Annotated in this window: 4 protein-coding genes; 1 reads left to right on the forward strand and 3 read right to left on the reverse strand. The window is 35.7% G+C overall.

From position 1 onward, the window contains the following. Positions 1-713: 713 nt before the first annotated feature. Positions 714-1,934 carry a hypothetical protein gene (locus QA612_RS18485; RefSeq protein ID WP_278285305.1) on the forward strand — a complete coding sequence of 407 codons (1,221 nt, stop codon included), beginning with the start codon at positions 714-716 and terminating at the stop codon, positions 1,932-1,934. A gap of 67 nt (positions 1,935-2,001) precedes the next feature. Here QA612_RS18485 and QA612_RS18490 read toward each other — a convergent pair whose 3' ends face one another. The 3 genes from QA612_RS18490 to QA612_RS18500 all read right to left on the reverse strand — a co-directional run bounded on the left by QA612_RS18490 (position 2,002) and on the right by QA612_RS18500 (position 6,515). Further along, positions 2,002-3,792 carry a DNA adenine methylase gene (locus QA612_RS18490; protein WP_278285306.1) on the reverse strand — a complete coding sequence of 597 codons (1,791 nt, stop codon included), beginning with the start codon at positions 3,790-3,792 and terminating at the stop codon, positions 2,002-2,004. 181 nt (positions 3,793-3,973) lie between these two features. Then, entirely contained in the window at positions 3,974-4,891 is a 918-nt protein-coding gene (gene rnz / locus QA612_RS18495; RefSeq protein ID WP_278285307.1) for a ribonuclease Z, read from the reverse strand. A gap of 73 nt (positions 4,892-4,964) precedes the next feature. After that, positions 4,965-6,515 (reverse strand): glycine betaine uptake BCCT transporter, encoded by a 1,551-nt coding sequence (locus QA612_RS18500; protein WP_278285308.1) that lies wholly within the window; start codon positions 6,513-6,515, stop codon positions 4,965-4,967. Positions 6,516-7,087: the final 572 nt, after the last annotated feature.

Consider the following 7,087-nt stretch of genomic DNA (forward strand, 5'->3'; position numbering starts at 1 on the left):
AGTGGTCAAAATTATCTGCTTGGAAAGACCTGATAAAATGTATTGAATATTCGCTTTCCAATTAACGCTCCTTTAGATTAACAACTTATAATCAAAATAGCAATAGGAAAAACGAAAAAATAGTATATTTTTTTTAGATTAACAATCTTAGGGGTTTTTTTAGTTTTTTCTTAAGGCTACCATGAAATAGAAAGTTCAGTAGTGAAGGATGACTACTCCAGCTACTAGAATATGTTTCACGAATTAATTTCGAGTAGTCTCGACGTATATAACAACACAGCAACACTTGCAGAGGCAGAGACTGGACCATTTACGTTAGTGGTATACAAAATGTATAGTGTGGAGGCTGAGGCATTGCCGGAACCGGGACGGTGACATTATACCATTGCCTACAGGACGTAAGCGGTACTTAGGCATAATGGATTCATCAGTAACGGATGAATCCTTTTAAAAAGAGTTTTTCATACTTTATGGTGATAATTTCATTTGCATGAGATGTCTAGCTTGAATATAAGAATGTGAAACATTAGAAACCAAAGTATGAAAATGTCAAGAGCAGCTATCAATAATGTAGGAATTTTAAATGTGGGTTTGAAACTATAACATTGACACCATGAAATATCTAGCTTATTATGAATATAGTTAAAATAAATACGACCCGTTGTGAAATTATCACAAAAACAAAAAACTACTAAACTGAGAGGGTGTTGTATGTGAGAACAGCAATACAGTCATTTGAAGAATTTAAAGTAAGACTCGGAGCAGATATAGCTTGGTCAGTAATTGATGATTTAGTTGTTTCAGATGCTAATATATTACGACCGGTTAAAGGACATGCCTTTGAAATTTTATTTGATGAAGTTGCAATAAAATCATTAGGCGCTACTGTCCAGGATGTTGGTGGAGACACGAGTGTAGATAGAGAGCTCATAAATGGCCAAATGAAAAAACATACGTTACAGCTTAAGACTCCAGCTTCCAGCACAATAAAACTAGGGAAAAAATTTGGAGTATCGTTACACAAAACTCACGGTCAAGAAAAGAGACCGAAAAATTTGTATCCGATGAATTGGCCGTGTCCAATTTGCGAGCATGATGGTGATGTATTTCCAGATTTCTTAGTCATACTTCACCCAGTAAGCGGTGTACTAATCGTTCCAAAGGTTGCTATTCCTGAAAGTCAGAAGTACCCAGGCCATTTTGCTGATCCAGCTTATTTTGAGTGGGATAGTGAATGGTTAAATAGATGGGACTTATTAGGATATCCAGACTTGAAAGGGAAGACATTGGAAAGAAGAAGCATCCCTCTTCAAGAAAAACTACCAAAAATTGCAAAGGAAGTGAACCTCACTGATCTTGAAATTGTAGAAATGTGGATCAAACCAGAAAATTTTCGGATGATTGATATGAACTTAAGAGGAAATTTACGTGAACCTATTTTTACGGATAAGCTTTTAGAAAAGGGAGTCATTACAGAGGAGCCAACACATGCATATCCAAAGTATGATAGAATCACGAAACTAACGCGTCAACGAGTTCAAATAAAGGGTCCATCCAAAAACTTAACAAAACCCGAAAGAAATATTATAGGTGCGGAAGTGATGGGGACACATGGTAGGGATGCAAACAGAAGGTATTCTCAAAAAGATTTTGACTATTTTGGTCTTGTTATTGACCCTAATAAGCTTCCACCTCATTTAGACTTAAAAATGAATGACTATCACTTTTGTCTTATTCCCGTTAATGCCTTACCTTTACATTATAAAAACGACAAATGGGGGACAGAAGATAAATTATATGAAGGAGTTAAATTTTTCGTAGGTGAGGACGATCGAGGGGTCTATTTAAAGCCATGGAATAATTACCGAAATTCTATTGCCTTTAGAGAAGAAGGTCCTTGGTACTTAAATGAAGTTCCTGATAATTTTAAATAATTTAAATGAAAGATGGATGATCTACTCATCCATCTTTTTCGTTATAAAATATCAAATGTCATTTATGTCAATAGTTGGTGATGATTAATTCTTTCCCCATTTTACGTGATGTATGATTAGAGTTTGCAGTATTGTATCTCCACGTTTCTTCGTGGACATTTGCCCAAGAATAAAGGTGTTTTATTTCTTCACAATTATCATACGTAAGGCAGAATTTATAATTTGTGTTTCTTAAAAGCTCTAATAATTCAAGATGATCTTCTTCCGTAAAAGAATGGAGATAAGCTCTTTTTTGATCAGCCTTAAAATAAGGAGGATCAACGAAAAGGAAGACAGATTCATATTCCGTTGGTGACGTAATCACGTCTCTAAAATGGAGATTCGTCATCCTTGCATGCTGTAGCTTTTCACCTGCAGTACGTATCCTTTCAGGCCATTTATCTGGTTGAACACTTTTTATTGGATGAAACCCAAAATTGGGCTTATTCATAATCCCACTATAAGCGGTTCTGTTTATAACAAAAAATCTAAATGCGATATCAAAATTACTTGTAGGCTGTTGCCCCTTCAACTGTTCAAAGTATTCTTTAGAAGGTTGTACATCTTTAACTGCTTCACACAGTTGTTCACGCAACGTTTCATTAGCCATTATTTCGTAAGTAATCATTAACTCTCTGTCTATATCATTTATCCAATTACTTTGTACAAGTGGTTTCCCAAAAAATACGGCTCCCCCACCTAAAAAGGGTTCACGGAATTCATCATGATCAACATTCTGAAAAAAAGGTGCGATTCGTTTAAGGGCACGAAATTTACTTCCAGGATAACGCAACGGTGGACTGACTTTTTCAAGAATGTTATTTGATACAGCTTTCATTACTTCAAACGTTACCTTTTCCTCTTTTACTTCTATCTCGTTAGTACTGAATAAAGATAATTGTTCCCCGTCACTATTAACCATGCTTTCACTTTCTTGTTTTTCTTCACTAACAGTATCAGAATCACCTATAAAAAGAGGATAATTTGTTATCACTACTTCATTTCCTGTTTTTCTTTTATTTTCGTTATCTCTAGAATTATCTAATCGATAGTAAAAATTAAGGTCATATATATAAGCCCAATTATATAGTTCTCTTATTTCATCACAATCATCATAAGTTAAGAAAAAATAATGTTCCGTATCCTTCACGACTTCCGCTAATCGTAAATGATCTTCATGCGTAAAGGAACATACGTAATGGCTTTCTTGTTTTGCCTTGAAATATGGTGGGTCTAAAAATAGGAGTGTTTTATTTCCTCTAGGAGGTGCTTTAATTACATCTTCAAAGTCTATATTTGTTATTTTTACCCCTTCAAGCTTCTTACCACAAGGTATAATTCTTTCTTTCCATCGATGAGGTGGTAAGCTTCTTTTTGGCCTATATCCCCATGAAGGGCTTTTCATCTTACCACTAAAGGAGGTTCGGTTAAGGTAGTAAAACTTATACACTCTTTCAAGAAGAGTTTGAGGCTCTAAATTTTTTACCTCTTGATATTTTTCTTTCGTAGCTTCCATTTCGTTTTCAAAAAGCGTAAGGAGTTCATTTCGATTCTCTTCATCGCTAATATATTGAAGGGTTAATACTAAGTCTTCGTAGAGGTCATTGATCCAGTTATAGGTTGATTTCGGCTTGGACCAAAATATGGCCCCTCCCCCAAAGAATGGCTCTCTATATTCGTCATACTCTACAGCATCAAGAAATGGCTGGAGTTTTTTTATAGCATAATATTTACCACCTGGATATCGAAAAGGTAGTAATGTTTTTGAACTATTACTTTTATTACTTTCTATTTCTGTTTCCATTAACGTTTGTGTCATCATGTACACCGCCTATTCCTAACATTATATATAGCTCGTCTATATATAACAAATACTAATTTTATCATAAAAAAACGTAGTTTGGGGAGGAATAGTAGGAAGATTTTCACGTCGTAAAAGGAATGAAATGAACGAGACAATATTATCCAATACTGTGTCTTTAAATGATGAACCATACGAATTAAACTGTAAAAGTAGAAAAATCTTCAGCAATAAAGGTGTTACTGAAAATAGACTTTGCTTCCAATAATAATTGCCCTAAATCTTCCTGTTGGTATCTTGAACTAATGTGATTGAGAATTAATTCATTAACTCCAGCTAAATTGGCAACTTTTGCAGCATCTTTCGTGGTGGAATGGAAGTATGTGTAAGCAATTTCCTCATCTACACTTGAAAAGGTTGCTTCATGAACTAACGTATTAGCTCCTTTAGCAAGGTGAATGGCATTTTCAGACAATCGTGTATCTCCTATAATGGCTATTATTTTTCCTTTTTTAGGGAGACCAATGAAATCTTTCCCCTGAAAAATACGACCATCTGGTAAAATCACTTCTTCCCCTTTTTTAAGCCTTTCGTAGACAGGACCAGGTGGAATTCCAGCATCTTTCACTTTTGAAATAAGCAGAGGACCAGGTAGATCTTTCTGTTGGATTCTAAATCCGTAAGATGGTATTCCATGAATTAATTCACGCGTTTTTACAATAAAAAAATCATCTTCATATACGATTCCGTCTTCTTCAATTTCTTCAATATGTAGTGGGTAATTTATGTGACTAGTACTTATACGAATAGATGTTTCAACAAATTCACGGATCCCTTTTGGCCCAATAATCGTCAAAGGTGATTCACCACCTTGAAAGGAACGACTACCTAATAGTCCAGGTAATCCAAAGATATGATCACCATGCAAATGTGTTATAAATATTTTTTCCATTTTTCTCAGTTTAATTGATGTATGTAAAATATGGTGCTGAGTAGCTTCTCCACAATCAAACAACCAAATTGCACTTTCCTTATTCATTAAATGTAACGCTAAAGAAGCAACATTTCGATGTTTGGCAGGGACACCAGAACCAGTACCTAAAAACGTAAATTTCATTCCTTATCCCCCTTTTGCTTACAGTAGTATAAAAATACCGGGTGGAAAAACCCCGGTATTCATTAAAATAACTTTAAGTAGGATTTACTTGTTCATCATCATCTTTAAGTGTGAACTTTTTTCTTTTTTCTTCCTTACGTGGCACTTTTTTCGGCAATATTTCTGCTTTAAAAGCCTTTAGCATGGAGAAAGACGTGAAAAACAGGACAATTGTTAGTGGAAATGCGCTTACAATAATCCCAGTTTGCATCGCCTCTAATCCCCCGGAAGCAAGTAATACAACTGCTGATGCAGCTAGTATTAATCCCCATATATATTTTACGATATTAGGTGGTTCAGTACTACCATTTGTCGTTTGCATACCAAGTACAAAAGTAGCGGAATCTGCAGATGTAATAAAGAACGTGCTAATGAGAAAGATTGTAATGAATGCAAGGATGCCACTTAATGGCATTTGTTCGAATACATAAAATAGGGCAGTTTCAAGGGTTTGCCCAGAAATATTTAACCCTAGATTGTATTCATAAAAAATACCTGTTCCACCAAAGACACAGAACCATAATGTACATACGATGGTTGGAACCACAAGTACGGCAACAACGAATTCTCTTACTGTTCTTCCTTTAGATACACGAGCAATAAAAGTGCCAACAAAAGGTGCCCATGCTATCCACCAGGCCCAGTAAAATATTGTCCAACCCTGTAACCAAGCAGCATTACCAGAATCAAAAGGAGAAAGACGTAATCCCATAGCCGGCAAGTTTTGAATGTAACTTCCAAAGGTGGTTGTAAACAAATCTAATAAAAATATTGTCGGCCCAAGTATTAAAACAGCAGCAAATAAAATGACTGCTAATATCATGTTCGTATTACTTAAGTATTTAATCCCTTTCTTGATTCCAGTTCCTGCACTAATAAGGAAAAGAACCGTTACAATAGAGATAATAATGAATTGAATACTAAAATTATTTGGCATCCCTGTTAAATAACTCAGTCCACCGTTTATTTGAGCTGCTCCTAGCCCAAGTGAGGCACAGACACCGAATATTGTTGCAAATACAGCCACAATATCAATAATGATACCAGTACGACCTTTTACTTTATCTCCTAATATGGGATAAAGTGTAGCACTCATTAAACCTGGCAATCCTTTTCTAAATTTAAAGTAAGCTAGAGCTAAAGCGATCGTTGCATAAATAGCCCATGCGTGAAATCCCCAATGAAGATATGTGTATCGTAAGCTCATAATGGCGGCATCACTAGTATTTCCTTCAATAAAGGGTGGGTTTGCATAGTGAGAAATAGGTTCAGAAACGCCGAAAAATAATAAGCCTATACCCATGCCTGCACTAAATAACATAGCAAACCAAGTCCCACGGCTAAATTCAGGTTTATCCTCGTCTTTACCTAATTTAATTTTTCCATACTTACTAAAAATAAGGAACAGGGCGAACACTAAAAAGAAAGTGGCAGATAGTTGGTAAAACCAACCAAAGTTATGCATAAAAAAACTTAATGTAACATTCATGACCCCTTCCAAATGGCCTGGTGCAATAACTCCCCAAAGGACAAATGCTAGTGCCATAACAAGAGAAATCCAAAATACTTTCGTTACTTTGTTCATAAAAGTAATCCTCCTCCTTTGTAGGTAGTCTTTGAAAGGAGGTGATTTTTATACTTTAACATTATAAATTTGATGTAAGGAGGAACTAAAGTGCTCTTGAAGTTGGTTTAAAATTAGGGAAACCATTAGTTAAATGGAATGATTGTTCTTATAATTGAGGGACAGTAGAGAGAAGCTAAAATATATGTAGAAAATAGAGCTTATAATCTCTAGCTTTACTGAACCACCTTTATTTTCAGGTAGACCACACATGCAAGTGGATATTTGCACCATGGGGGATGATAATACTCATATGGAAGTTCATCCGTTTTATGCGGAACAATTATGCCTAAGGGCAGCCCACGTCCTGTGGGCAACGCCTCAGACTCCACACTATACATTTTGTATACTGCTAAAGTACATGGGTCCTGTCTCTGCCTCTGCAAGTGTTGCTTTGTTGTTATGTGCGTCGAGACAACTCGAAGTTTATTCGTGAAGCATATGCTCGTCACTGGAGTCGCGGCCCTCCACTCCGGTAGCCTATTTTCGCGTAGTATAAAAAAAGATGAACTTCCGATAAAGGAAGTTCATCT

Source organism: Evansella sp. AB-P1 (genome assembly GCF_029688925.1).
In the GTDB taxonomy this organism is placed as follows: domain Bacteria; phylum Bacillota; class Bacilli; order Bacillales; family Salisediminibacteriaceae; genus Evansella.

What these genes read in the sequence shown, in the direction of transcription:
- QA612_RS18500 (WP_278285308.1), bottom strand. Translation starts at nt 6,515, where the DNA reads ATGAACAAAGTAACGAAAGTATTTTGGATTTCTCTTGTTATGGCACTA.
- rnz (WP_278285307.1), bottom strand. Translation starts at nt 4,891, where the DNA reads ATGAAATTTACGTTTTTAGGTACTGGTTCTGGTGTCCCTGCCAAACAT.
- QA612_RS18490 (WP_278285306.1), bottom strand. Translation starts at nt 3,792, where the DNA reads ATGACACAAACGTTAATGGAAACAGAAATAGAAAGTAATAAAAGTAAT.